The organism is Anaerotignum sp., from assembly GCF_040307045.1.
GTDB lineage: Bacteria > Bacillota > Clostridia > Lachnospirales > Anaerotignaceae > Chakrabartyella.
The window spans coordinates 180,200-204,692 of the sequence record NZ_JAWRKF010000002.1 but is presented as its reverse complement, the minus strand read 5'-3'; the positions used below and the strand labels follow the sequence as shown (position 1 = coordinate 204,692).

The following is a 24,493-nucleotide window of genomic DNA, read 5'->3' as shown; positions in this document are numbered from 1 at the left end:
GAAAAAACCTGAAAGAGAAGGTTGACGTCTTCATTTGCTTATAATGTGCAGCTTACTCAAAACAAAAAGCGCAACAGCCTTTGGTAGGCGTGATTTGATATTATTGAAAAAAAATAAAGGCATGGTACAGCCAAGCTATGGATGAAAGATATTTTCTTGACTGCATCATGTCTCATTTCATTGTTTTTGATAAAATTGTTTGGATTATGACTTAAGGGCTTGTAGTCCTTTTCATTCTGAAAGATTGTTATTTTTCACAGGAATATTTAATAAAATTCTAATGAATTGGGATTTTGGTATAATTTTCTAGTGCTTGTGCAGAATATATGGTGAAAAAAACATTTACAAATGAACTTATGGGAAGGTCACTGCGAAGGGACAAGTTGTTTCTTTGATGATACTGATATAACCAAAAATGTAGACCAAAGAATGATAGAGAGGATGATAACATGAAGCGGCTTATCGCAGTAATCATGACGCTGCTGATGGCAATGGGAACATCTTTGCCGGCTTTTGCAGCAATCGTGACGAATGCTGATCCATGGGCTGAGGCTTCTATGGAACTGGCGTATACCAAGGGGCTGATTTCCCAAGAGGATCTGCTGGATGCCAGAAGAAAAATTACAAGGCTTGAGTTTTGTAAGATCGTAGTGCTTTTATATGAAAAAAGCAAAGGAGAAAAATTGGTTGCAAAGGGAGAAAGCCCCTTTACGGATTGCGATGATCCAGCGGTTATTGTGGCTTATGAGGCTGGAATCATTAGCGGAACCGAGCCAACCAAGTTTGAACCGAACAATAGCTTGACCAGAGAGCAATTGGCAATCATGCTAAACAGGATTTTGAAGGTATGGGGCATTACCTTACCCTCTGCCCCAGAGGAATATGCTTTCTCGGATATTTCCATGCTATTTCAACAATCCATTGATGTGATTAACAAGATCCGTAAAGCGGAAATCCTGGTTGGGGGCAATGATGGAAAGTTTTATCCCATGAGAGATTTGCAATTTCAGGAGGCGGTAATAGGCCTTTTGAAAGCAGTTGCTTATTCTGAGGGGAATCTGCCGTTACCTTTGGATAAAACACAGACAGTGACAGAGGAGAAGAAGGCTGATAAGGTAGAGGAAACCCCAAAGGTGGAGAAGCCAAAGGAAGAAAGCAAGACCTCCTCTAATGAAGTGGCTCAAACCCAAGAAGTGAAGGAATTTAGAAATATATATGAAACGGTTTATATCAAAAACAAGCCTATTTCATTGGGTGAAACCACAGAACAGCTGAAGTCTGCGTGGGGAGAGCCAGACCGTATTGATGATACGGTTTATGGGCTAAAGAGATATATTTACCTTGGTCATTATGAAACCTACTTTTTTGCAACCATTGAAAACAACAAAATTGTCGAAATATTTGCACCAAACAAACATTTTTCTTATTTGGGAACAAAGGGAGAGGGAAATTCTTCTGATATTAAGCAGTTAAACTTCATTAGCTTGGTGGAGCATAGTGGGATTATTGAGTCCGATAATACCTATGTCAGAATCCCGTTGGATTACGAGGGCACCATTCGGGGTGTACTGTTGCAAAATAGAGCTTTTGCCTATGGAAACAATCTAAAGAGTGGTTTGACTGCGTCAGAGAGAGATTCTTTGAAAAACGAATTGTTTGACATTATCCAAGTCAAACGCAAGGAGCAAGGGCTACCCCTTTTGGTAGAAAACCAAAAGCTTGCCAGCACTGCTTTTAGCCATTCAAAGGATATGGTGGATAACAACTATTTTAGCTATACTGCAAAAGATGGGAGTAACCCTTTTACCCGAATTTTACTGGGTGGTGTAAATTTTACAAATGCATCGGAGATTATTGTAAAGCAAAGAGGCGACGCCATCAATATTTATCAACAGTGGATTCGTACTCCAGCCCAGTATCACAGTATGTTGGACTCATCTATGGATTCCGTTGGAATTGGGGTTGCACAAAAAGAGAAGGATCTTTATGTAACCATTGATTTTTGTGGTGGAATTAAAGAATAAGACGAAAAAACCCCCCTTGTATGCAGTTTTATTACTGTAGACAAGGGGGGGTTTTTATTTTGGGATTTAAAAAATCCATATCACTTACTTGTATAAGGTTAAAAAAATAGGGGAAGGGGAGAAGGGAAAAACAAAACTGCATGGGCACCACCTATTTTATAATCCGAACACTTTCGTTGTTTATGCAGGTATTGCTTTCAAAGGCCTATAAAGCTGCAATAACTGCATCAGTAAACGCTTCAGTGGTAGCTGTTCCGCCCATATCTACAGTAAGAGTTTTACCTTCGCCGATTACTCTTTCAATGGCTTTTTCTATGCTTGCCGCAGCACTGCCTGCACCCAAATGGGCAAGCATAAGAGAGGCGGATAAAATAGCCGCCGTAGGGTTAATGATGTGCTGTCCTGCAATATCAGGAGCAGAGCCATGAATTGGCTCAAAAATCGCTCCGCCCACACCAATGTTTGCGCTGGGGGTAAGGCCAAGTCCACCCACTAAACCTGCGCAAAGGTCAGAAACAATATCGCCATAGAGGTTAGGGCATACCAAAACGTCATAATCCTCGGGGTGCATCACCAAGCGCATACACATGGCATCAACAATGCTATCGTTAAATTGAATTTGTGGATATTCTTTGGCTATTTCCCGGGCAATATCAAGAAACATACCGTCTGTGCATTTCATGATGTTTGCTTTATGGACAGCGGTTACTTTTTTTCTGCCTTCTCTAACAGCAAAGTCAAAGGCGTAACGAATAATGCGTTCACAGCCTTTTCTTGTGAAAAGCTTGATGCTTTCGGCGGTATCCTTATCTACCATACGTTCTATGCCGGCATAAAGATCCTCTGTGTTTTCACGGACGATAACCAAATTTATATTTTCAAACTTTGTGATTACGCCTGGATAAGTTTTTGCGGGACGCACATTTGCATACAAGTCAAAGGTTTTCCTCATAGCAACATTCACACTACGAAAGCCTTTGCCCACAGGGGTGGTGATAGGACCTTTTAAGGCTACACCCGTTTTGCGGATAGATTCAATTGTTTCATCAGGCAGGGGGGTGCCGTATTTTTCCAACATGGCCGCACCTGCCTCTGCCATTTCCCACTGGATATCTACACCTGTTGCCTCTACAACCTTCTTTGCTGCTGCAATCACTTCGGGGCCGCTGCCGTCTCCGGGGATTAAAGTAACATGATATGCCATTTTTTTTCCTCCTGCTATATAACGAATGGTTCTATCCCCTCTAGGGATGGTAGGGGTAGAACCCATTTTCGTGGCTGTTTTTTTGTAATAAATTGTGCTAAACATTTTAACTGGGATTGGTCCTTAGTTTGATTCTTTCGTATAATTCAACAAGCCCCCTGCCAAAAGGATATCTCTCTGTCTTACGGAAATATTCAGGCGCGTGCGAATTTCTTCCCCTGTACGGACATGGGTTACGATGACATCCTGTCCATCCACTGCGCCTCGAATTTGGTCTACAGCATATTTGATTGTGAAGTCATCACCCAAGTGAATGGAGTCATAATCCCATTCGTTTACAAAAACCAGAGGCAGAATACCATTGTTAATCAAATTTGCCATATGAATTCTGGCGAAGGATTTTGCCAGAACGGCTTTTACCCCCAATTGTAAGGGTGCCAATGCTGCGTGCTCACGGCTACTGCCTTGACCATAGTTTTGTCCTGCGATAATAAAGCCGCCCCCTGCTGCTTTCGCACGAGCAGGGAATTTTGGATCACAGGGGGTTAAGCAATAATCTGCCAGGTAAGGCACATTAGAGCGATAGGGAAGAAGCTTTGCATTGGAGGGCATGATGTGATCGGTGGTGATGTTATCATTTACTTTAATCAATGCGCCGCCACAAATATCCTTAGGTACTTTTGTGTTTTTGGGGAAGGGCTGGATGTTGGGGCCCCTTACCACATTTACCACTTCACCTTCCGGTGCAGGTGCTACAATCAAGTTATCATTAACCAAGAAGTGCTCTGGCATGGAAACCAAAGGTGCCTCCCCTAAGGCGTGGGGGTCAGTAACCTTGCCGGAAAGAGCACTAGCAATGGCTGTTTCGGGGCTTACGATATAAACCTGTGCAGATTTTGTGCCGCTTCTACCTTCAAAGTTGCGGTTGATGGTTCTTAAGGAAACAGCATTGGTTGCTGGGGCTTGACCCATACCAATGCAAGGGCCACAGCCGCATTCCAAAATACGAGCACCGGCGGAAATAATATCTGCAAGGGCGCCATTTGCCGCCAGCATATTCATAACTTGCTTGGAGCCGGGAGCGATGACCAAGCTAACATTTGGGTCAACGGTTTTGCCCTTTAACAAAGCGGCTACGGTCATCATATCTGTATAGGATGAGTTGGTACAACTGCCGATGGCCACCTGATCTACGGCCAAACCTGCAATTTCTTTTACCTGTTTGATGTTATCGGGGCTATGAGGGCAAGCAACCAGAGGTACGATTTTGCTCAAGTCCACGGTGATTTCTTCGTCATATGTAGCGCCAGCATCGGCAAAAAGAGGCATCCAATCTTCTTCACGGCCTTGTGCTTTTAAGAATGCCTTTGTAACTTCATCACTTGGGAAAACAGAAGTGGTTGCACCCAATTCTGCACCCATGTTGGTAATGGTAGCTCTTTGGGGAACACTCAAGGTTTTTACGCCTTCCCCGCTGTATTCCATTACTTTGCCAACGCCGCCTTTTACAGAAAGGAGGCGAAGAACTTCCAAAATAACGTCTTTTGCAGTTACCCAAGGCTGCAAGGAACCCACCAGATTGATTTTACAAACCTTAGGCATTGCCAAATAATACGCACCGCCACCCATGGCAACGGCAACATCCAGGCCGCCAGCACCAATGGCCAGCATACCAATGCCACCACCGGTAGGAGTATGACTATCAGAGCCCAAAAGGGTTTTTCCCGGTTTGCCAAATCGTTCTAAATGCACCTGGTGGCAAATGCCATTGCCCGGTTTGGAGAAGAAGATGCCGTGTTTTTTTGCTACGGTTTGGATATATTTGTGGTCATCTGCGTTTTCAAAGCCTGTTTGCAATGTGTTGTGGTCAATATAAGCCACAGAACGCTCTGTTTTTACCCGAGGAATGCCCATAGCTTCGAATTGCAGGTAAGCCATGGTTCCCGTGGAATCCTGGGTTAAAGTTTGATCAATTTTAATGGCAATTTCCTTGCCGGGTGTCATATCTCCGCTTACCAAATGGGTGCTGATGAGTTTTTCTGTAAGGTTCATAAATAAGGTTCCTCCTTAGTTCTTGTTCTTTCTTGCGTATAGATGGGGGGTTAAAGTTTTCATGGCTTCAACCATTTCTTCTTTGCTGATAAAGGTGACACGGCCATCTTCGTAAAGGCTGTCTACCCAATCTTTCAGTGCGGTTGCTTCCGGAGAGCTTTTGTGAATCATTGCTTCCCCTTTTAAACCTAGGTACTGGTTTAACCAATAAGCGATGCCTGCAGAGCCGGAGTTTTTATTGATTTCAACGCCGATGGGGCGGTTTAGGATTTTTGCTGTGTTAAAAATATTATAAATTTCTTCGTCCTTTGCCATGCCATCGGCATGAATGCCAGCACGAGTTACGTTAAAATCTCTGCCTACGAAAGGCGTTCTATCGGGAATTTCATAGTTCAATTCCTTTTCATAATACTCAGCAATTTCTGTAATAACCGTGGTATCCATACCATCCAGTGTGCCACGCATTTGGGCATATTCAATTACCATGGCTTCCAAGGGGGTGTTGCCTGTTCTTTCGCCAATGCCAAGCAAAGAGCAGTTGACGGAGGAAGCACCGTAAAGCCATGCTGTGGTTGCATTTACCACTGCTTTATAGAAATCGTTGTGGCCGTGCCACTCAATCAATTCGCTGGGAATTTGAGCAAAGTGGTTGATGCCATAAATAATACCTGCAACGCTTCGGGGAAGGGTTGCACCTGGGTAAGGCACACCGTAGCCCATAGTATCACAGAAGCGGATTTTTACGGGGATTTGATACTGATCCATAAGCTTTTTCAGCTCCGTTGCGAAGGGAACAACAAAGCCATAATAGTCCGCTCGTGTTACATCTTCAAAATGGCAACGAGGGCGAATGCCCAAGTCAAGGGCTGCCTTGACAATTTCTAAATAGTCATGGAGAGCTTGTTCTCTTGTTTTATGCAGTTTGTTAAAAATATGGTAGTCGGAGCAACTTACCAAAATACCACATTCCTGTAAATTCATATCCTTTACAAGTTTAAAGTCTTCCTTGGTGGCACGAATCCAGCCTGTGATTTCGGGAAACTTAAGCCCCATTTCCTGACAAGCACGAATGGCTTTGCGGTCCGTTTCGCTATAAAGGAAGAATTCGCACTGGCGGATTTTTCCTTTGGGGCCCCCAAGGCGGCTTAGCATTTCGTAAAGGGTTGTGATTTGTTTTACTGTGTATGGTGTTCTGGCTTGCTGACCGTCGCGAAAGGTAGTATCGGTCATCCAGATTTCTTCGGGTGTATTCATTGGAACCAAACGATAGTTAAACGTGCATTTTGGGATTTCATCATAGTTGTAATTATCCCGATAGAGGTTTGGTTCGTCTACGTTTTGTAAGTTGTACTGGTATTTTCTCAGTTCTAGTAGGTTGGTTTTTTCGTTGAAAGTTATCATTTAATCCCCCCGTTTTTTGATATCACTACCACTGTAACAAACTTTTATTTATTAAATATATCAATTAATTTGTATTGCGTCAATATGAAATAATTCATAATTTTAATATATATAATTGGGCATTTTACAAAAATATGCCTATATTCCAGCAATTTTTAGTGATATGTAGAATTATATTAATAGAAAAAATAAATAATAATAAAAAATCATATTAAATTTATGCAAAAAATAAATGATTTATTTTGACGAATAATACATAAATGGTGGTGAGTCGTAGCAAATAAAACAGGCTTTCTGTATTACTACAGAAAGCCCACTGGGATACGAGGAATACTATTTTTTCATTACTTTTTCTGCAAAGTCAGTTCTAACTAAGTCGGCAAAAGGTACTCTTGCTGTTAACTGTCCGCCTTCTTCCATAATATCTTGAATCAGGTTAAAGCCTTCTTCTGAGAATACAGGGTCTTCTTTCCAGGTATCCTGTGCTTTATAGCGTTCTACAATGGTTGTCAAAGTTGCAATATCAGAATCGGGGAACTGAGGGGAGATGGCTTTGGCAATTTCTTCTGAGGAATGCTCTTTTACCCAAACCTGACCCTTATAAATTGCTCTTGTAAAAGCTTCGATGACATCGGGATGTTCATCCATAAAAGCATCTCTAGCCATATAAACGGTATAGGGAACATAGCCACTTGCTTCACCCAAGGAAGCAACGATAAAGCCACTGCCACTGCTTTCCAATGTAGTGGCTACGGGTTCAAACTCAACGGTATAATCCCCTACGTTGCCTGTGAATGCCCCTGCTGTAGAGGAAAAATCAATATTGTTGATAACTTCTACATCTTCATTGAGTTTTAAGCCGTTTTCTTTTAGTACATACTCTAAAACCATTTCTGGCATGCCGCCCAATCTACCACCGATAACGGATTTGCCTTTTAGGTTTTCCCACTTAAAATCGGGCTCATCAACACGGGAAACAAGGAAGTTGCCGGCTCTTTGGGTAAGCTGTAAGAAGGCTTTGGGATAGTCCTCTTTGCCTTCGTTGTAAACGTAAAGCCCTGCTTCTGTACCCAAAAGGGCGATGTCGGCGGAGTCAGACAGCAATGCAGTCATAGATTTATCTGCGCCATTGCCAATGGCAACCGTTACATCCAAACCTTCTTCTTCAAAAAAGCCTAGTTCTTGCGCAACATATTGGGGTGCATAGAAAACGGAATGTACCACTTCATTGAGTCTAACAGGGATTCGTTCTGCTTCAGCAGTGGGCTGGGAAGAACAACCTGCCAAAAGGGATAATGTCATTCCGCTTGCTAAGAATAGGGATATGAACTTTTTCATGAGTGACCTCCTGCGGATGTTTTTATTGCTACTATATGCAAGGGGTAGGGGAAATTCAAATTGTCCGTGGGAAAATTTCGGTTTTTGTAATATGTTTTTTCATAAATTTGGTGTATAATAAACTATTAGCATGGCTAAGTGCGCACAGATTTCCCCATTTTGGGTTTTTATAAAAACTAGGAGGTCTATTATGACTGAAAAAATAATGTTGATAGACGGCAATAGCATCGTAAACCGGGCGTTTTATGGCGTTCCTTTGCTGACAAACAGCGAAGGACGTTATACAAACGGGGTTTATGGATTTTTGAATATTCTTTTTAAGCTGATGGAGGAGGAGAAGCCTGAACATTTGGCGGTTGCCTTCGATTTACATGCCCCCACCTTTCGCCACAAGGAGTTTGACGGATACAAGGGAACAAGAAAAGGGATGCCTGATGAATTGCGGGAGCAGATGCCTTTGCTTAAGGAAATGCTTAAAGCAATGAACATTCAGATATACGAGGTGGAAGGCTATGAGGCCGACGATATTTTAGGCACTCTTTCTGCCAAGGCGGAGGAACAGGGGGTTTTGCCCGTTGTTGTTTCTGGTGATCGAGATTTATTGCAGCTTGCCAGTGAAACCCTAAAGGTACGTATCCCCAAGACAAAGGGCGGACGCACAGAAACTGAAGATTACTATGCAAAAGATGTGATTGAAAAATATGGCGTGACGCCATTGGAATTTATTGACGTAAAGGCATTGATGGGAGATGCTTCTGATAATATTCCTGGGGTCCCTGGTATTGGGGAGAAAACTGCAGTTAAAATCATTCAGACCTATCATGACTTGGAAAATGCCATCGCCCATAGCCCGGAGGTGAAGCCCAAAAAAGCCTCGGAAAACCTTGGTGCTTTTCAAGAACAGGCCAGGCTAAGCAAATTTTTGGCTACCATTGTGAGGGATATGCCTATTCCCTTTGAGAAAGAGCAAACCAAAATTCGAGATTTGTTTAACCCTACCGCCTATGACTTGGTGAAGCGCTTGGAGCTGAAAAGTATGTATGACCGCTTTGAAAAAGGAGAGGTGCAGGCGGAGCAAATCCATGATTTTAAAGGGATTTATACTTTTGATGAGGCAAAGGCTTTCTTTGCAATTTTAGAAAAAAAAGAAACAGCATACATTCTTTATACTGATGAAAACGTGTGTCAAGGTATGGCCTTATTTCAGGAGGAGTTGGGGGGATGCTGGATTGAATTGGGGCAGGAATTAAGCCAAAAGCAACTTTTTGAATTGGCAACAGACTTCTTTTCGAACCAGGAATTTGTTAAAATTGGCCACGATATTAAAAAGGATATCAAACTTTTGCGTGGGCTGATTGGCGTTACCCCAAAGATTACATTTGATACTGCCATTGGAGCTTATATTTTAAATCCCACAGGTTCTTCCTATGAATACGACGATTTAGCCAGAACCTTTTTAAACCAGGTTTTCCCAGGGGCAGAGGAGGTTTTGGGCAAGGGCAGAAACAAAAAGAACTTTAAACAACTATCCCAAGATGAAAGAAAAAATTTTGCCACAGCCCAAGCAAAAGTAACTTTTGAAGCTAAAAAAATTATGGAGAAGCAGCTGGAGGACAACCAGCAAAATCAGCTTTTTTATGAAATAGAGATGCCTTTGATTTACGTCCTGGCTGATATGGAAGAATACGGCGTTCGGGTGGATAAACAGGCTTTATTGGTGTACCAAAAAAATTTGGAAGAAAGCATAGATGTGATTACAAAGGAGATATATGCCCTTTCGGGGGAAGAGTTTAACTTGAATTCACCCAAACAGTTGGGTGTGATTTTGTTTGAAAAATTAGGCTTGAAGGGTGGAAAGAAAACAAAAACAGGCTATTCCACAGCCGCTGACGTTTTGGAAAAGCTGAAATATGAACACCCTATGGTGGAAAAAATATTATATTACCGCCAATTGGCAAAGCTGAAAAGCACTTATGCCGATGGGCTTCTGGCTGTGATGGATGACAAAACAGAGAAGATCTACTCTACCTTTAACCAAACCATTACCGCCACAGGCCGCATCAGCTCCACAGAGCCAAACTTGCAAAACATTCCTGTTCGGTTGGAATTGGGCAGGGAGCTACGGAAAGTTTTTATCCCAGAAAGCAAGGATTACTGCTTCTTGGATGCGGACTACTCCCAGATTGAATTGCGTGTCCTTGCCCACATTGCCGGGGATGAAACATTGATCAATGCTTTTTGCAACAATCAAGATATTCATAGGTTGACGGCCTCTCAGGTTTTCCATGTGCCTTTTGATGAAGTTACACCGTTGCAAAGAAGCAATGCAAAGGCCGTTAATTTTGGCATTGTTTATGGCATTGGCTCTTTTAGCTTGAGTCAGGATTTGGGTATCACAAGAAAAGAGGCAGAGCAGTATATTGCTGCCTATTTTGCAAAATATCCCAACATCAAAAAATATTTGGATGATACCATTGTTCAGGCCACAGAAAACGGTTATGTTTCTACCTTGTGGCACAGAAGAAGGGCCATGCCTGAGCTGCAAAGCAACAATTTTATTCAGAGATCCTTTGGAGAAAGGGTTGCCATGAATATGCCTATTCAAGGAAGTGCCGCGGATATTATCAAAATTGCCATGGTGCGTGTGCATAGGGCACTAAAAGAGGGGGGCTATCGCTCTCGTTTGATTTTGCAGGTTCACGATGAACTGCTGATTGAGACCCATGTTGAAGAAAAAGATGAAGTGGCAAGGATTTTGAAGGAAAACATGGAACAGGCGGCACAGCTTTTGGTTCCTTTGGATGTTGATGTCCATGAGGGTAACTCATGGTTTGAGGCGAAATAAAAGATGAGGGATTTGCTATGAATGTAATTGGACTAACAGGGGGCACAGGCAGCGGTAAGGGGGTTGTCAGCCAATGCTTAAAAGCACAGGGGGCTGCCATCATTGACGCAGACCTGATTGCCCATGATATTATAAAAAAAGGTCGACCTGCCTATGCAGAGCTGGTGAACTATTTTGGTGAGGGTATTTTGCAAGAAGATGGACAAATTTTTCGCCGTAAGCTTGGTGAGATTGTTTTTCGGGAGAAAGAAAAGTTGGAATTTCTGAACCAATGTACCCATAAATATATCGCACAGGAGATTCAACTTCAAATACAAGAGCTGAAAGAACAAAACAATGCAAAATGCATTATCATCGATGCCCCTTTGCTGGTGGAAGCTGGCCTAGTGGAAATTTGTGATGCTATTTGGGTTGTTTATGCCGATGAAGAAGTTCGCGCCCGCCGTATCATTGAGCGGGACGGCGTTACATATGAAATGGCAATGGCGCGTATAGGAAATCAAAAATCATGGGCAGAATATAAAAGTTATGCCCAAGAAATAATTGATAACAGTTCATCCTTGGAAAATGTGCAGGCTCAAGTGACTTCGTTGATGAAAAAGTATGGACAGAACTGATGCTTTTGGCTGGGACGATAATTTGGTGTGAAAATGGCTTATATGGCCATACAATAGGAATCCGGCATTTGCTAGGATGGGATTCACACCGGCTTAAAATGCAGGAGTACTATAATTTTAAATGACAAGGAGAAGTGCCTTGTTAAATGGATACTTTGAGAAGTGTTCCACATAAACATTCTTTTTTCAAAGGGTTTTTGTGGGATGGGAAAAAGCTTGCTTTAGGGCAAGTTAAGATGACATTTTTGCTGCACAAAAAAACTAGCCTCCCCAAAAGGTAGGAAAGGGAGGGTTTTGCTGTGGTTCTTTATCTTTAAGTAAACATGTGATTTTAAGGTGATTTAGCATATTGCATAAAAGGTTTTCGAAAAAACCTTTCATATATAAATAGAATCGTGGGTGAAGAGATGTTTCGTATTATCAGGAGATTGGTTACCTGGCTCATCCTGTTTCTGGCAGTGGCAGCAATGGGTTATTATGTGGTGCTACCAAGGGTGCTACCCGTTAAGTATAAGGAGCAGGTTGAGAAATATGCAAATTTGTATGATGTGGAAGAATCTTTAATATATGCAGTGATTTTCTGTGAAAGCAGGTTTGACCCCAATGCCCATTCCAGGGCGGATGCCAAAGGCTTGATGCAGGTAACGACAGAAACGGGTTGGTGGGTTGCCAGTCGGGTGGACACCTTGGATGGGGAGACCCTTGATTTAAAAGACCCAGAAACCAGTATTGCCGTAGGCACATGGTATTTGCAATGGCTGGAGGAAAAGTTTCACGAGGTTCAGCCCACAGTTTTAGCCGCTTATAATGCAGGTCATGGAAAGGTGAGCCAATGGCTGGCGGATCAACAGTATAGCGAGGATGGTTATCATCTGGAAGAAATTCCTTTTCCAGAGACGAATAGTTATGTAAAAAAAGTTGAGCTTGTGCAAAAGCTTTATAAGCTTTGTTATGGTATGTAGCTTTCGGGAGGCACATATGAAAAAGAGATTAACAGTCTTTCTCCTTCTGGGCACTCTGATTTTTTCTGGATGTGCAAAGGAGGATGGAGAAAACAATAATTTTACCGTTTCTGGCGGTGTGGAGCAAAGTCAGGCTGAAAACCGTGTCCTGACCCTGTCTATGCGTGTGCCGGAAACTTTGAACCCACTGCGTAACAGAGAAGAAACAGTGGATACCATTTTAAAGCTGATTTACCAGCCTTTGATTGCCATTGATGAGGCAGGTAAACCTGCCCCCTCTGTTGCTGAAAGCTGGAGTATCTCCAAAGATGGGCTAACGGTTTCCCTTCAGCTTCGCAACGACATTACTTGGCAAAACGGTGCTGCCCTAACTGCCGATGATGTGGCATTTTCCATCGAGACCATTCGGGCATCAGAGGAGGATGCGGTATATAAAAAAGTGTTGGATTATGTTTCGGGTTACAGCAAAACAGGAACATACTCCATAGACATCCATTTTCGTGCACCGTTTAGCAAAAACTTGGCGGCACTAAGCTTCCCCGTTATTTCTGGTGGGTATTATCAGGGGCAAACAGACCCTAAAAGTGATGTAAATTTATCACCCATGGGCAGTGGTCCCTATGCCATGCAATCATACTCCATTGCCTCGGAGATGAAGCTGACTGTAAACCCTTCCTATATTGGGGGAACGCCTACCATTGAAAATATCTCGGTCCGTACCACAGGAGGGGCAGAAACGGATGTCTATGCCTTTGACCAAGGGATGACGGATATCTTGGTGACGGATGCCATAGAAACGGGACGTTATGCCGATGAAGGGGTTTCTGGGGTATATCAATTCACCTGCAGTCAATATGATTTTATCGGGTTTAATTTCAAAAGAACTCTATTCCAAGATAAAAGTATGCGCCAAGCCATTGCCTATGCATTGCCCAAAAAATCAATTTGCGAAACCGTGTATTTGCAATATGCAAAGATGGCCAATACCCCTGTAAGCCCTAGCTCCTGGTTGTATGAGGAGAATGTGGCACCCTTTGAGTATGACAGTGATATGGCAGCCACTCTATTGAAAAATGTGGGCTGGGTGGATAAAAATGGTGATGGCAGGCTGGAAAAAGAAGGGGAGAATGGCCAAGAGCAGTTACATGTGAGCATTCTGGCAAACCAAGAAAACAGTGCCAGAAGACAGGTTGCCACAAAGCTTCGGGATGAACTGACTCTTTTAGGTTTTGATGTTTCCTTAGACATACAGCCTTTTGAGCAGTATCAAGAAAAGTTTACGAATGGTGATTTTGATTTGGTGGTAGGTGGATGGAAAATGTCGCCTGTTACGGATTTATACTCTTTTTTTGGCAGCAATGGTGACTTAAACTACATTGGATATGAAAATGAGCAGATGGACGCCTTGCTTTTGGCAGCAAACCAGGCTGTGGGTGAGGGGGAAACTCTGCTGGCATATAGCAGCCTGCAAAAGCGAATTGCAGAGGAATTGCCATATATCAGCATTGCATATCGCAACCAGGCAATGTTCACATCTAACCGAGTTGGGGGCATTGTTGTACCAACAGAAGAAAATATTTTCTACACCATCAATGAATGGACATTTAATAGCAAAAAAGAATAGGGGGGAGACAATGTCTGAATTAAGAAAAAATCCATTTACGGGTGAATGGACCCTTTGTGCAGAAAACAGAAAGAATCGTCCCTATGAATTTTTACACAAAACGGAGGTAAAGGCTAAAGGCAGTGAGCAATGCCCTTTTTGTAGTGGGCATGAGGAAAAAACAACGGCCCCCCTTTATCAAGATGGTGACGACGACTGCTGGCAAATTCGGGTTTTTCCCAATATGTTTCCTGCTGTAAGCAAGGAGGCAAAGGATTTGTGCCAGAACCCCTTCTATGAACTGATTTCAGGCAAAGGGCAACACGAGGTTTTGGTGGATACCCCCTATCATGAAGTAACCATTGACCAATTTTCTGCCCAAAGGCTGACTAAGATCTTTGGGGTGTTGCAGCAGCGGTATTGCAAGATGGTGGTGGAAGAAGATGTAAAATATATTCAGATATTTAAAAACTGCGGCCCTTCAGCAGGTATGAGCATTCGCCATTCCCACTGGCAAATATTAGGCTTGCCAATGGTGCCCCAAAGGGAAGTGTTGATGCAGGGACATATGCAACAGGAGAGTTGCCTTTTTTGCAAGATGCTTCAGTTTGAAAAGGAGCAGGCCCTGCGTGTGGTCATGGAAAACGAAGATTTCCTGGCCATCACACCTTATGCCTCTAGATTTCCCTATGAGCTTTGGATTTGCCCCAAAAGGCACATTTCAACCTTTGCCAATGTGACTGAGGGGGAGTTGGAGGCATTGGCTGTTTTGCTGCAAAAAAATTTGCAAAAGGTTTGTGTATTAAAAGAAGATGTAGGCTACAACATATGCTTGATTGATGGTCAAGTGGGGGGAGATTTTCATTGGCATTTGGAAATTTTGCCTCGCATCGGAGGTTTTGCAGGCTTTGAATTTGCCACAGGCAGTTACATAAACGCCGTTTTGCCAGAACAGGCGGCAGACTATTATCGTAGGAAAATAAAATAGAGATGAGAGGTACCTTTCGGGGGCCTCTTTTTTATTATATAAGAAGGAAGAGTAAGAGACCTTAGGCAAGGGGGAGGGCACAACAGTTGCTCATACTAAATGGGCGTATCCCAGAGGCAGGAAGAAAAGCCTTGGGGATATACTACAGATGAGTAGATGGAGGTGGGGAATAGCACAAAAAAATAAAACCCGAACAAAAATGTTCGGGCTTTATAAGTGCGGATGGTGGGACTCGAACCCACACGATATCACTACCGCCAGATTTTGAGTCTGGTGCGTCTGCCAGTTCCGCCACATCCGCAAGGAAAACTGCTTGCTTATATTAACATAAAATAAATTATAATGCAAGCAGTTTTTTATTTTTTTTTTGAAAATTTTACATTTTTTCTGGTTCAGGGTATACTTCGCCGAAGGTATTAACGGTTACTTTAACCATAACTTGATCCTCCACAGGGCGGTCACCACGGCTTGTACGAACGGTTGCAATGGCATCTACCACGTCCTGACCTTCAATCACCTTACCGAAGGATGCATACTGACCATCCAGATGGGGGGATCTTTCGTGCATAATAAAGAACTGAGAACCTGCACTGTTAGGGTTCATAGCACGTGCCATGGAAAGAACACCTTTGTCATGGTTTAAGTTGTTTTTTACGCCATTCATAGAAAATTCGCCACGAATCTGATAGCCAGGACCACCCATGCCTGTGCCTTCAGGGCAACCCCCCTGAATCATAAAACCATTGATTACACGGTGGAAAATAAGACCGTTGTAGTAGCCTTTGTTCACCAAGGAAATAAAATTATTCACTGTATTGGGAGCGATTTCAGGATAAAGTTCCGCCTTCATTACGCTGCCATTTTGCATTTCAAAAGTTACAACTGGGTTTTTTGCCATTATAATCTTCCTTTCATATTCAAATTTAAAATGATATTCAGCCAGAAAAATGCTTGTTTATGCCAAAAATCATTTGAAAGCCTAACCCTAAAGGGCTTGGAGCTTTTTTGTCCCTTTCAACGGGATAGCTTGGCTCATTATAGCATAATGTGGAAGGGGAATCAAATATTCTTAGAAACTTTATTTTCTTTGACTAAGGTTACCTGGACTAGCTCCGGGCGGTTGAAGATGCGAAAAGGGAAAGTGCTATTCCCCAGTCCTCTGCTTACCATCATGGTAGTCCTGCCTTTTTCATAAATCCCAGAAGTATAGGTGGGGAAAAAACCTTGGTTTGGAGCAAAAATGCCACCGATCCAGGGGAGACGAATTTGTCCCCCATGGGCATGGCCTGTAAAAACAAGGTTCAACCCTTTTTTTACATAGGTTTGGAATAATTCGGGACGGTGACAAAGGAGGATCTGAAAGCGTCCCTCATGACAACCCTTTAGTAGGGTGGAAAGCACCTGCTCATAATAAGGGTTTACCCGCTTGTCGGCAAGGCCAATTAGCTCTATTGCATCACCATTCCTTTCAATGATAGACTTCCCATTTTCTAGGACAGTTACACCAGCATTGGTTAACCTTTCTATCAGCTCATCAAAATACCCCGATTGATGCTCGTGGTTTCCGCTAACATAATAAACGGGAGCGATGTGAACTGCATTATCCACAAAATCCATGGCTAAATTTAAATTGGTACGGTTTCGGTCAATAAGATCACCGGTGATGACAATGATATCTGGTGTGGCATTTGTGATTTTGCGAAGGAGTTTTTCTTGATTTTTGCCAAAGGCTTTGTTTTGCAAATCGGAAACTTGCAAAATTTTATAACCATCAAAGCCCTGGGGAACATTTTTGCAAAGGGTTTTTGGGGTTAACATAAGGCCGTTGTTTTGCCAGTATAAAAAGCCTGCCATACCTATAAAAGAACAGGCAATTTTTGTTTTAAAATAGTTCAAAGGGTTCACCGCCATTTTTCATAGTATTTCTTTATTATAAAATTGTTTATTAGGGAAAACAAGAAAGGTTTTTATAATTTTTGAAAAGGGGATGGATTTTATTCTGTTTCATACTAGATTTGAAAGGTTTTTTGTGGAAATATTTCTGAAGTTTACTCTGAAAACTTATCTTTGGTTTGATGACAAATCTGAAAGTTTGGGGCATAGATGACACAAGCATTTCTATTTACAACTTAAAAGGATTTTACCTTAGTAGATAAAAATTCTAATGATATGTTAAAAGGGAGATTGAAATCTACCCTTTTTGTAAAAAATAATAGCCATGAAAACTGGGAAATAAGGTCAGGCGGTGAGAGAGATTTTTTCTATTCTTCTACTTTACACATCGCCCCTAAGATTGAAGCTAGGACTTAATCATGGTATACTCTAGAAAAAAGGAGGCAGCAGCGTGAGAACAATTTTTCATATTGATGTGAATAGTGCGTTTTTAAGTTGGAGTGCCATTCAAATGCTAAGAGAAGGCGGTATGCTGGATTTGCGCACCGTTCCCTCAGCCGTTGCAGGTGATAGCGAAAGCCGTCGTGGCATCATCCTTGCCAAAAGCACCCCGGCAAAAAAATATGGCATTGTCACGGGTGAGCCAAAGGGGTTTGCCTTGCAAAAGTGTCCAGAGCTCATTTGCGTACCTCCGGATTTTGCTCTCTATACCAGAAATTCGGAAGAAATGTTTCGCATTCTTTCCAATTACTCCGATCGCATTGAGCCGTTTAGCATTGATGAGGGTTTTCTTGATTATACAGGCATGGAGCTATTGTTTGGTCCTCCCTTGGAGGGAGCAAAAAAAATAAAAGAACATATTAAAAAAGAGTTGGGGTTTACCGTAAATATTGGCATTAGCTGCAACAAGCTTTTGGCAAAAATGGCAGGTGAGCTGGAAAAACCCGATAAAATCATAACCTTATATCCCCAGGAGTTGCCCCAGAAGCTTTGGCCGTTGCCTGTGGAGGAGATGTTTATGGTGGGAAGAAAAACAGCACCACGCCTTCGGAAAATGGGGATTCGCACCATTGGGGAATTGGCAAAGTACCCAGTGGCTCTTTTGGAACAAGAATTTAAAAGTTATGGGAAATTGCTTCATGCCTACGCCAATGGTATAGATGATACGGCAGTTGCTCAGGCTGATTCGGTGCAGGAGGTGAAAAGCATTGGGAATAGCACTACGATTCCTTATGATGTGGAGGAACGGGAGGAGGCCTATAAAATTCTGCTCTCTTTGGCAGAGACTGTTTCCATGCGCCTGCGAGGAGGCAATGTTTGCGCAAGGGAGATTGGGGTGGTCATGAAGACCACTGACTTTCAGGTGTATTCCCACCAAACAAAGCTTTTAAATGCCATTGATTGCACCAATGCGGTGTATGAAACAGCAAAGCGTATTTTTGATGAAGCATGGAAAAAAGAGCCTTTACGCCATTTGGGCATTCGGGCGGGCCACCTTTGTAGGGAAGATTGCATTCAGCTTTCTTTGTTGGATGAGGATTGGACAAAGGAAAAACAGGCGGATATTGCTATGGATGAGATACGGAAAAAATATGGAAGGGAAACGGTGGTTCGCTCCACCTTTATTGGGGGGATTGAACCAGCCTATGGCGGTGGAAGCTTGAAAATCAACCATCTAAAAAAATAGAAGGAAAGCATGACCAGATAAAAGCAACTTTTACTAATTTATTTAGGGGGGGAGACATGAATCGACGGATGATGAAGGAACTTATAAAGTTTTTAATCCTAATGTTTCTATGCAGAGGGGTTTTGGTATATTTTAGTGGTGATAGCTTCATTGATTCCGGCTTTGTTGGACTGGTGATTGGGTGTATTTTGGGACGAATTATATTTTTAAATATCAATAGATAATATAGATACTTGGAAGATAAAAAAACAGGAGGAAAGCAACATGACAGATATGGAGAAAAAATTCTCGGCAGAATGGATGAAAAAAGCGGAAGAATCCCAAGGGTTAGATGGCTATAACGCAGCAAGGCTTTTAAAAGAGATTGGCGAGCGTGGAGGAGTTTCTGTTGCCAAGAGGGCTTTAGACAGAAATGGTTCCTCGGAAAACTTTGAAATTTTGAAAAAGCACAATCGTTTGGATTTATCCATGGAGTCACTGGTTGTAAAGGGTGAATATGGCTCTCTGTTTGACGACAGGGAAGTAAATGACTGCCTAGGGTTGCTTTGTGAATGCGGCTATTTTGGTTAAGAGGTGGGGAATATGACGGAAGTTGTTGCAGCCCTCATTTCCCAAGGTGACCAATTTTTGATTTGCCAACGCCCTGTCCATAAAGCCAGAGGCCTTTTATGGGAGTTTGTTGGGGGGAAGAAAGAAGTAGGCGAAACCAAAGAGCAAGCCTTGATTCGGGAGTGTCAGGAAGAATTGGGTATTACCGTGCAAGTGGGGGAGATTTTTATGGAAGTAACCCATGTTTACCCTGACATTACCATTGGCCTTACCTTGTTTCGAGCCACAATTTTACAAGGCACACCCCGGCTGCTAGAGCATAACGATTTGCGGTGGATAAAGGTAGATGAGATTCCAAAATACGATTTTTGCCCCGCAGACCAGGAAATTTTGAGCCGCCTCATGGCCATGGGTTCCATGAAATAACCAAATTAGAAAAAAACAAAGCCATTAAAGACGGGACTAACCTGATCGTTGAAAAAAATTAATAAATAATTATAAAATAATTCAATGGTTTTGAAGTTCCATTCTTGTAATTTATGGTATAATTTCTTATAATAAACTAAATTCAAATAAAAAATAAAAGGAATGAGAAACATGATCGTGTTAATCGCAAAAAATGTGGTGGCAAAGCAGAATGAAAATGAATACTTAAAGTTAGCCACAAAAATGGTTGAAGAAACAAGAAAAGAAGTGGGTTGTGTTTATTACGACTTGGTGAGAGATACCAAGGAGGAGGGTGTTTTTTACTTTGTAGAAAAATATGTGGACCAAGCAGCGGTGGACGCCCACAGAAGCTCCCCTCACTTTACAACCTATGTGCCTCTCATACAGCAGTTGAAGGAAGATTCCCAATTGATGCAGTGTGATGTGTTACCTATTTAATGAGCTTTTTTAGATGAGGATGGGTGCGGCATTGAATAAACTAAAGCTCTACCGTAAGCGGTTTGTACCAAGTGAAACAATATACTTAAAGGATGATAAAATTCTTTATCAAGATGAGGACAAGATTATAACAAAGTGGCGTGTTTTTCGTCCTAAGGAAAACTTTGATCACGGAATGTCCTGCTATTACATAAGAAAGGGATATAAGGTTAGCAAGTTTTTGAACGAAAAAAACCAGCTGGTTTATTTTTATTGTGATATAATCGATACGGAATATAATGAAGAAGATAATGCATATATTTTTAGCGATTTATTGGCGGATGTTATCGTTTTTGAAAATGGTTTCGTGAAGGTGGTTGATTTGGCAGAATTGGCGGATTGCTTGGATAATGGTATGATTTCCATAAAAAATGTCAAAGATGCCATTAGGCGGTTGGATGCGCTATTGCAGACCATTTATAGCAATGGCTTTGACGCTTTGATTCAACCCTTAGAAATAGAGGAGTAGCTTATGGGGACAAATATCCACAGTGGGCATCGGGAACGAATGCGGCAGCGGTTTTTTCAAGAGGGCGGCGAAGGTTTTAGGGACCACGAGCTTTTGGAGATGCTTCTTTACTACGCTGTGCCTAGGGGAGATACAAACCCTCTTGCCCATAAAATGATAAAAGAATTCGGCTCTCTGGCCACCCTGGTTGAAGCAGAACCCTATGATATTGCCAGCCTTTGTGGCATAAATATAAATACAGCCTTATTGATTTCTTTGCAAAAGGAGCTCAGCCAGCGATGCATACAAGCTAGATGGCGGAATAAGCCCGTACTAAACTCGTTAAGCCTGGCAGTGGAGTATTGCTTATCCTTAATGGCGTATAAAAACAAAGAATTTTTCTATTTGATTTGTCTTGATAATAAGCGCAGGGTCATTAATTCTGTTAAAATTTCAGGAGGGACTGTTAACTCAGCAGTCATACACCCAAGGTTTGTGGTGGAGGCTGCCCTGAAAATGCAAGCCTCGGCGGTGATTTTTACCCACAACCATCCCGGGGGCAGTTGTAAACCTACTTTTGAAGATATAGAAACAACAACGAAATTGGCAAGATTGTTGTATGCCATTGAAGTTCAATTGATAGACCATATTATTGTTGCGGATGGTGCTACATTTAGTTTTCTGGAAAATAAATTATTGAATAAAGAAGTTATGGAGGGACAGTTATGACAAAAAAATTATATCGTTCTAGTGCGAATGTAAAAATTTCCGGTGTTTGCGGAGGTATTGGTGAGTATTTTAGCATCGACCCTACTTTGATTCGTTTGGTTTGGGTTTTGGGTAGTGTTTTCACAGGATTTTTAATCGGTATTTTGGCTTATGTTATCTGTGTTTGTATCATTCCTGTAGATACAGGCTACATCGATGGCGAGTATAAAGAAAAAGACTAACAGTAAGGTGGCACTGGGGAGTTTCCACAGGCCATCTTTTTCATTGTGTTGCGGGAGAGGAGATAAACAAATGGCGGATGAAAAGAAAAGAATATTTAGTGGAATGCAGCCTTCAGGGTTGATTACTTTGGGTAATTACTTGGGGGCATTAAACAACTGGACAAAACTGCAGGATGACTATGACTGCTTATATTGCATTGTTGATATGCACGCAATTACAGTGCGTCAGGATCCCATTAAGCTTCGCAAGCAAGCCAGGGACTTATTAACCCAGTACCTTGCGGTGGGGTTAGACCCAGAAAAAAATATTATTTACTATCAATCCCATGTATCTCAGCATGCAGAATTGGGCTGGATTCTCAATTGTTACACCTACATGGGCGAGCTGAACAGAATGACGCAGTTTAAGGATAAGGCATCCAAGCACGCCGATAATATTAACGCAGGTTTATACACCTACCCTGTTTTAATGGCGTCAGACATTCTGCTTTATCAGGCAGATTTGGTTCCTGTTGGAGAGGATCAGCGTCAGCATCTGGAAATCACTAGGGATATTGCAGCACGTTTCAACGGGGTTTATGGCGATACATTCAAAATTCCCGAGGCTTATATTGGCAAGGTTGGTGCAAGGATTATGGCACTGCAAGAGCCTACAAAGAAAATGTCTAAGTCCGACGAAAATAAGAATAACACCATAGCACTGATGGATGAGCCAGGGGTGATTATGAATAAATTCAAACGTGCCATGACAGATTCTGATAATCAGGTGCGCTTTGGCGAGGACAAGCCGGGGATTTCTAATCTTTTGGGGATTTATTGTGCTGTAACAGGAGCCACACCCCAGGCCGCGGAACGAGAATTTGCAAATGCAGGCTATGGTACCTTTAAGGCTGCTGTTGGAGAGGCCGTTGTTGCAAATCTAGAGCCAATTCAAAAGCGTGTGAAGGAGTTGGAGGCCAATAAAGATTATCTGGACAATGTGATTAAAAACGGTGCAGAAAAAGCAGGCCGTATGGCAGAAAGAACTTTAACAAAGGTTCAGAAAAAAGTTGGTTTTCCCACAAAAATTCGATAAGAGCACATGGTTAGAGGGTTGATGTTAAGGCTTTATTAGGTATACTTTTGGGAAAGTCACCATAGGTATACCTATAAAACCAAAGATATTCGTTGGAAGATGTAAGCCAAATTGTGCCCGTACGTGCTTTTTTTCCAATGCTTTTTTTGAGTTCCTTAAGAGTTATGGGTAAAAAGAAATTTATTTTTTTGCCCATAGCCCTATGCAACAGGGGTTGCCTCATTGGTCTAAATAAATGGGGCATGGTTTTCTTGCTTGCTTAGGAAGTGGGAAAAGTAAAATTATAGATGAAATTCCAAGGGCCTTTGCCCAATTCAAACCTAGGTGCTTATATTACTTCCCATTGACAGGGAATAGCCCCACCAGGCGAATTTAAATTCGACAGCTTTCCCTCTTTTTTAAAGGGTATGTGGAAAGTTCGTTAAATTAACCGATTATTTATTTTACGTTCATATTTTGTTCAAAAGGTTGCGGTATACTCATAACATAAAATGAATGAACGGAGGCATACAATATGTTCGAACCCGAAGATATGAATCAAAACAATAAAAAAAATGAAACAGAAAATTCAGAAATGACTGAAAACAAGGTGGCGGCAACAGAGCCTGAACCTATAGATGAGACCATGACAGAAAACGTTATGGGAGAGGAAACACAAACAATGGACGAGGAACGCCTTGACCAAGAAGAAGCCCATGTAGAGGCGGATCACGAGAAGACTAATGAAGATGAAAAAGGGGATGGCCCCACTGTCCGTGAGTATCATTATGAAGAGCAGGTGAAAAAAACGCCTAAGAAAAGACGCAATTGGGGCAAGTTTATTGCGGCTTGCTTAATTGTGAGCATTGCTGGTGGTGCCAGCATTGGCGCAGGCTATGGAGCTGTAAAATATTATTTGGAGGATGAACCTACGGTGACAAAAACCCCTGTTATCGCACAAAAGGTTTCTTCCAATGTGACTGGCATGTCAGCCGTGGATATTATCAAAGGGGTGAAGCCATCTGTTGTCAGCATTTCCACAAAGGTTTCCGGTACAGCAGATTACTTTGGCTCCTTTAGCGTTCCTTATGAATCCAACGGCGTAGGCAGTGGTGTAATTTTCTTCTCCGATGATGCAAAGATTGCCATTGCTACAAACAACCATGTAATTGACGGTGCCACTTCTATTTATGTAACATTGGAAGGTGATGTAACGGTTCCTGCGAAGGTGGTTGGTACAAAGAGCGAATCAGACCTGGCAGTTCTTACCGTTTCTTGGAACGATCTGAAAAGTGCAGGGGTTAAAGATGTAAGCGTGGCTTCCTTTGGTGATTCTGATAGCCTTGAAGTTGGCGATAGCGTAATTGCCATTGGTAATGCCATGGGTATGGGTCTTTCTGCTACAGATGGTATGGTTAGTATGACAGAACAAAACATTAATGTAGAAGGCAATCAACTGACTGTTTTGCAAACCAGTGCAGCAATCAATGGTGGTAACAGTGGTGGACCTTTGGTAAACAGTGCTGGGGAAGTCGTTGGTATCAACACAGCAAAATACAACTCCTCTATGGCTGAGGGCATGGGCTATGCTATTCCAAGCAATGTGATTGTGCCTATCGTAGAAGAGTTATTGGAAAACGGAACACAGCCAAAGCCTTATATTGGCATAAAAGGCACAAGCATTACTTCCGAAAATGCAAATCTCTATAAATTGCCTGTGGGGGCACTGATCATGGAAGTAACCGAAGGTGGCCCTGCGGAAAAGGCTGGTATTATGGTTGGCGATATTATTACAAGTGTCAACGGCAAAACTGTAATGGATATGGACTCACTGGTTCAAATCATTGGTGAAACAAAAGTGGGTGACACTGTGGATGTTCACGTTGTAAGAAATGGCGAAACAGGCCATGACTTAAAACTAATCATTGCAGATAAAAACAACTAAATGCCCTAC

The 24,493-nt window shown here is 42.2% G+C and carries 22 protein-coding genes and 1 tRNA gene; 16 read left to right on the top strand and 7 right to left on the bottom strand.

Annotation, left to right across the window (positions count from 1 at the left end):
• Window positions 1-449: 449 nt before the first annotated feature.
• A complete protein-coding gene (locus tag ABVZ64_RS00930) occupies window positions 450-2,024 on the top strand; it encodes a CAP domain-containing protein (RefSeq protein ID WP_352399182.1) in 1,575 nt (524 codons plus the stop codon).
• Window positions 2,025-2,229: 205 nt separating this feature from the next.
• On the opposite strand, the gene ABVZ64_RS00925 is transcribed toward ABVZ64_RS00930, so the two are convergent.
• The 4 genes from ABVZ64_RS00925 to ABVZ64_RS00910 form a co-directional block, all read right to left on the bottom strand.
• Complete coding sequence (locus tag ABVZ64_RS00925; RefSeq protein ID WP_352399181.1) at window positions 2,230-3,228, bottom strand: isocitrate/isopropylmalate dehydrogenase family protein; 999 nt, start codon at window positions 3,226-3,228, stop codon at window positions 2,230-2,232.
• A gap of 123 nt (window positions 3,229-3,351) precedes the next feature.
• Window positions 3,352-5,280 carry an aconitate hydratase gene (locus tag ABVZ64_RS00920; RefSeq protein ID WP_352399180.1) on the bottom strand — a complete coding sequence of 643 codons (1,929 nt, stop codon included), beginning with the start codon at window positions 5,278-5,280 and terminating at the stop codon, window positions 3,352-3,354.
• A 15-nt stretch (window positions 5,281-5,295) separates the two neighbouring features.
• Window positions 5,296-6,681, bottom strand: coding sequence for a hydroxymethylglutaryl-CoA lyase-like TIM-barrel protein (locus ABVZ64_RS00915; protein WP_352399179.1), 1,386 nt, complete (start codon window positions 6,679-6,681; stop codon window positions 5,296-5,298).
• A gap of 333 nt (window positions 6,682-7,014) precedes the next feature.
• Window positions 7,015-8,019, bottom strand: a complete 1,005-nt coding sequence (locus ABVZ64_RS00910) for an ABC transporter substrate-binding protein (protein WP_352399178.1) — start codon at window positions 8,017-8,019, stop codon at window positions 7,015-7,017.
• 190 nt (window positions 8,020-8,209) lie between these two features.
• Between ABVZ64_RS00910 and polA the strand changes: the two genes are divergently transcribed.
• The 5 genes from polA to galT all read left to right on the top strand — a co-directional run bounded on the left by polA (window position 8,210) and on the right by galT (window position 15,034).
• Complete coding sequence (polA, locus tag ABVZ64_RS00905) at window positions 8,210-10,864, top strand: DNA polymerase I (protein ID WP_352399177.1); 2,655 nt, start codon at window positions 8,210-8,212, stop codon at window positions 10,862-10,864.
• Window positions 10,865-10,881: 17 nt separating this feature from the next.
• Window positions 10,882-11,481, top strand: a complete 600-nt coding sequence (gene coaE / locus ABVZ64_RS00900; protein WP_352399176.1) for a dephospho-CoA kinase — start codon at window positions 10,882-10,884, stop codon at window positions 11,479-11,481.
• Window positions 11,482-11,888: 407 nt separating this feature from the next.
• The gene (locus ABVZ64_RS00895; RefSeq protein ID WP_352399175.1) at window positions 11,889-12,443 is read left to right on the top strand and encodes a lytic transglycosylase domain-containing protein; all 555 of its coding nucleotides are present in this window, start codon (window positions 11,889-11,891) and stop codon (window positions 12,441-12,443) included.
• Window positions 12,444-12,459: 16 nt separating this feature from the next.
• A complete protein-coding gene (locus ABVZ64_RS00890; RefSeq protein ID WP_352399174.1) occupies window positions 12,460-14,067 on the top strand; it encodes an ABC transporter substrate-binding protein in 1,608 nt (535 codons plus the stop codon).
• A 10-nt stretch (window positions 14,068-14,077) separates the two neighbouring features.
• Window positions 14,078-15,034, top strand: coding sequence for a galactose-1-phosphate uridylyltransferase (galT, locus tag ABVZ64_RS00885; protein ID WP_352399173.1), 957 nt, complete (start codon window positions 14,078-14,080; stop codon window positions 15,032-15,034).
• 217 nt (window positions 15,035-15,251) lie between these two features.
• Here the strand turns inward: galT and ABVZ64_RS00880 are convergent.
• The 3 genes from ABVZ64_RS00880 to ABVZ64_RS00870 form a co-directional block, all read right to left on the bottom strand.
• A tRNA-Leu gene (locus tag ABVZ64_RS00880) sits at window positions 15,252-15,335 on the bottom strand.
• Window positions 15,336-15,410: 75 nt separating this feature from the next.
• Complete coding sequence (locus tag ABVZ64_RS00875; protein WP_352399172.1) at window positions 15,411-15,932, bottom strand: peptidylprolyl isomerase; 522 nt, start codon at window positions 15,930-15,932, stop codon at window positions 15,411-15,413.
• A gap of 161 nt (window positions 15,933-16,093) precedes the next feature.
• Window positions 16,094-16,930, bottom strand: a complete 837-nt coding sequence (locus ABVZ64_RS00870; RefSeq protein ID WP_352399171.1) for a metallophosphoesterase — start codon at window positions 16,928-16,930, stop codon at window positions 16,094-16,096.
• A 448-nt stretch (window positions 16,931-17,378) separates the two neighbouring features.
• Here ABVZ64_RS00870 and ABVZ64_RS00865 point away from each other — a divergent pair, with 448 nt between their 5' ends.
• The 10 genes from ABVZ64_RS00865 to ABVZ64_RS00820 all read left to right on the top strand — a co-directional run bounded on the left by ABVZ64_RS00865 (window position 17,379) and on the right by ABVZ64_RS00820 (window position 24,484).
• A complete protein-coding gene (locus ABVZ64_RS00865) occupies window positions 17,379-18,614 on the top strand; it encodes a DNA polymerase Y family protein (protein ID WP_352399170.1) in 1,236 nt (411 codons plus the stop codon).
• Window positions 18,615-18,670: 56 nt separating this feature from the next.
• Window positions 18,671-18,838 (top strand): hypothetical protein, encoded by a 168-nt coding sequence (locus tag ABVZ64_RS00860; protein ID WP_352399169.1) that lies wholly within the window; start codon window positions 18,671-18,673, stop codon window positions 18,836-18,838.
• A gap of 40 nt (window positions 18,839-18,878) precedes the next feature.
• Window positions 18,879-19,184 (top strand): hypothetical protein, encoded by a 306-nt coding sequence (locus tag ABVZ64_RS00855; RefSeq protein ID WP_352399168.1) that lies wholly within the window; start codon window positions 18,879-18,881, stop codon window positions 19,182-19,184.
• Window positions 19,185-19,196: 12 nt separating this feature from the next.
• Window positions 19,197-19,589: a (deoxy)nucleoside triphosphate pyrophosphohydrolase gene (locus tag ABVZ64_RS00850; protein WP_352399167.1), complete on the top strand. Its 393-nt coding sequence runs from the start codon at window positions 19,197-19,199 to the stop codon at window positions 19,587-19,589.
• Between the two features lie 171 nt (window positions 19,590-19,760).
• Window positions 19,761-20,048: a putative quinol monooxygenase gene (locus ABVZ64_RS00845; RefSeq protein ID WP_352399166.1), complete on the top strand. Its 288-nt coding sequence runs from the start codon at window positions 19,761-19,763 to the stop codon at window positions 20,046-20,048.
• 13 nt (window positions 20,049-20,061) lie between these two features.
• Window positions 20,062-20,556: a ribonuclease FAU-1 family protein gene (locus ABVZ64_RS00840; RefSeq protein ID WP_352399165.1), complete on the top strand. Its 495-nt coding sequence runs from the start codon at window positions 20,062-20,064 to the stop codon at window positions 20,554-20,556.
• A gap of 3 nt (window positions 20,557-20,559) precedes the next feature.
• Window positions 20,560-21,264, top strand: coding sequence for a RadC family protein (gene radC / locus ABVZ64_RS00835; protein WP_352399164.1), 705 nt, complete (start codon window positions 20,560-20,562; stop codon window positions 21,262-21,264).
• Window positions 21,261-21,485 (top strand): PspC domain-containing protein, encoded by a 225-nt coding sequence (locus tag ABVZ64_RS00830; protein ID WP_352399163.1) that lies wholly within the window; start codon window positions 21,261-21,263, stop codon window positions 21,483-21,485. Before radC ends, ABVZ64_RS00830 begins: the two co-directional genes overlap by 4 nt.
• 70 nt (window positions 21,486-21,555) lie before the next feature.
• Complete coding sequence (gene trpS, locus ABVZ64_RS00825) at window positions 21,556-22,560, top strand: tryptophan--tRNA ligase (RefSeq protein WP_352399162.1); 1,005 nt, start codon at window positions 21,556-21,558, stop codon at window positions 22,558-22,560.
• Window positions 22,561-23,074: 514 nt separating this feature from the next.
• Window positions 23,075-24,484 (top strand): S1C family serine protease, encoded by a 1,410-nt coding sequence (locus ABVZ64_RS00820; RefSeq protein WP_352399161.1) that lies wholly within the window; start codon window positions 23,075-23,077, stop codon window positions 24,482-24,484.
• Window positions 24,485-24,493: the final 9 nt, after the last annotated feature.